Here is a 2,355-nt window from a genome sequence, read left to right as displayed (position 1 = left end):
GATGAAGTCCAGGATGCCGTGTTTGGCCGGCCAACAGCCGGTCAGCAGGGAGGTCCAGGCCACCGGCGAGACGGGTGGGTAAGTGGTGATCATGGGCGCGAAGAAGCCGCGCGCCATCAGCCGGCGGAAGTGCGGCAGTTGCCCCTCTTCCACAAGATGGATGAGGATATACGGGTCCAGCCCATCAGCGGCCAGCATACACACCCGCGGCTTAGACATGGCTAACACCTGCGGCAAATTTCCAAATTTTCATTCCCGCGCCACCTATGGTACAATAAAGTAAGTTTCCGTGCAATGAAACCGGAAGGAGAGCGGAGGAATGCCCGAGAAGATCGCCGTTTTCACCGCTTGGCCGTACGTCAACGGCAATTTACATATCGGACATCTCGCCGGCGCATATATCCCGGCGGACATCTTCGTGCGCTACCAGCGCATGCGCGGCCGCGACGCAGTACTGCTCTCCGGCAGTGACACCCACGGCACGCCAGTCGAACTGCGCGCCGAGCGCGAGGGTGTCAGCCCGCGCGTCATCGTGGACCGCTACCACAACCTGGACCTGGAAGCCTACATCCGCATGGGTGTCTCCTACGACCTGTACACGGAGACCGATACCGAGAACCACTGGCGCGTGGCCCAGCAGATGTTCCTGCGCCTGCTGGAGCGGGGCTATTTATACCGCGATACCATGCAGGGCTTCTACTGCGAGCACTGCAAGCGCTTCCTGGCCGACCGCTACGTGGAAGGCACCTGCCCGCACTGCGGCTACGACAGCGCCCGCGGCGACCAGTGCGACAACTGCGGCCGGCTCCTGGACGCCCTGGAGCTGATCGCGCCGCGCTGTAAGATCTGCGGCTCGACGCCGGTGGTGCGCTCCACCGAGCACTTCTTCCTGGACCTGGAGAAGCTGACGCCGGCCCTGCGGGAATGGCTGGAGGATGACAAGGAGCACTGGCGTCCCAATGTCCTGAATGTCTCGCGCAACATGGTGCGCAGTGGGGAACTGCGCGGCCGGCCGGTGACCCGCGATATCGGCTGGGGCATCCCCGTGCCGGTGCCCGGCTTCGAGAACAAGACCATCTACGTCTGGATGGAGGCGGTCACCGGCTACCTTTCCGTCACCGTGGAGCTGGCGCAGATCGAGGGGGACCCCGAAGGGTGGCGCCGGTGGTGGACGCCCGATGTGCGCTCCTATTACTTCATCGGCAAGGACAACATCACTTTCCATACCATCATCTGGCCGGGCATGCTCATCGGGCACGGCGATCTGGTCCTGCCGTACGATGTGCCGGCCAACGAGTACCTGATGGTCGGCGGCCGGCAGTTGTCCAAAAGCCGCAACTGGGTCATCGAGGCGCTGGATTACCTCCAGCGCTATGACCCGGACCCCCTGCGCTACATGCTGGCCATCAACAACCCGGAGAAATCGGACTCCAACTTCACCTGGGAGGAGTTCGTCCGGCGCAACAACGACGAGCTGGTGGCGACCTGGGGCAATCTGGTGAACCGCGTACTGACCTTTGTCTACCGCAAGTTCGATGGGAAGGTGCCGGCGCCCGGCCCCATGGATTCCCAGGACGAGGCACTGCTGAACCAGATTCGCGCCGGCTTCGAGCCGATCGGCCAGCTCATCGAGGAGTGCAAGTTCAAGGCGGCCCTGACCGAGATCATGACCCTGGCGCAGAACGCCAACCGCTACCTGAACGAGAAGGAGCCCTGGGCGCAGATCGAGAGCGACCCGCAGGCGGCCGCTACAACCCTGTACGTGTGCCTGCAGGGCATCACCTGGCTGCGCACCATGCTGACGCCCTTCCTGCCCTTCACCTGCCAGCAGTTGCACGAAATGCTGGGCTTTGACGGCAGTCTGATCGGCCGCATCTATATCGAGGAGCGGCAGGAGAGCAAGCGTTCGCACCGCGTCCTGCGCTACGACAAGAGCGACCTGGTGGGCAAATGGGAGCCGGAGCGGCTGGAGCCGGGCCAGCAACTGCGCAAGCCCAAGCCCCTCTTCCGCAAGCTGGATGAGAGCGTGGCGGAGGAAGAGACGCGCCGCATGTTGGAATCCGCCGGCCTCGCCTGACGCGCTTCCGGGAGGCATCATTGTCCATCCGCGCCTGGCCGCACTGGGCCATCCTGCTCATACTAGCCGGCTACCTGGTGGCGGCCATCGCCTATGCCATCTGGACGCCGGCCTGGCAGGTGCCGGACGAGCCGGCCCATTATAACTACGCCCGCTACTTGGCGGAACACGGGCGCTTCCCGGTGCTCCAGGCCGGCGATTATCCCCACGCCTACCTGGAGGAGATCAAGGCGCGGCGCTTTCCTCCCGATATGTCCATTGACCCCATCCGCTATGAG

Annotated in this window: 3 protein-coding genes; 2 read left to right on the top strand and 1 reads right to left on the bottom strand. The window is 63.7% G+C overall.

Features of this window, described 5'->3' with window-relative positions; genetic code table 11:
• Window positions 1–219, bottom strand: a 219-nt coding sequence (locus H5T60_14130; protein ID MBC7243571.1) for an alkaline phosphatase family protein, incomplete at its 3' end; no start/stop codon positions are given.
• A 100-nt stretch (window positions 220–319) separates the two neighbouring features.
• On the opposite strand from H5T60_14130, the gene metG reads away from it, so the two are divergent.
• The gene (gene metG, locus H5T60_14125; protein MBC7243570.1) at window positions 320–2,077 is read left to right on the top strand and encodes a methionine--tRNA ligase; all 1,758 of its coding nucleotides are present in this window, start codon (window positions 320–322) and stop codon (window positions 2,075–2,077) included.
• A 20-nt stretch (window positions 2,078–2,097) separates the two neighbouring features.
• The coding region (locus tag H5T60_14120; GenBank protein MBC7243569.1) for a hypothetical protein at window positions 2,098–2,355 on the top strand (258 nt) is incomplete at its 3' end.

The sequence above is a fragment of the Anaerolineae bacterium genome (assembly GCA_014360855.1).
Lineage (GTDB): Bacteria > Chloroflexota > Anaerolineae > JACIWP01 > JACIWP01 > JACIWP01.
The sequence above is the reverse complement of the archived record's forward strand: the minus strand, read 5'-3'. Positions and strand labels throughout refer to the sequence as shown.

What these genes read in the sequence shown, in the direction of transcription:
- metG (MBC7243570.1), top strand. Translation starts at nt 320, where the DNA reads ATGCCCGAGAAGATCGCCGTTTTCACCGCTTGGCCGTACGTCAACGGC.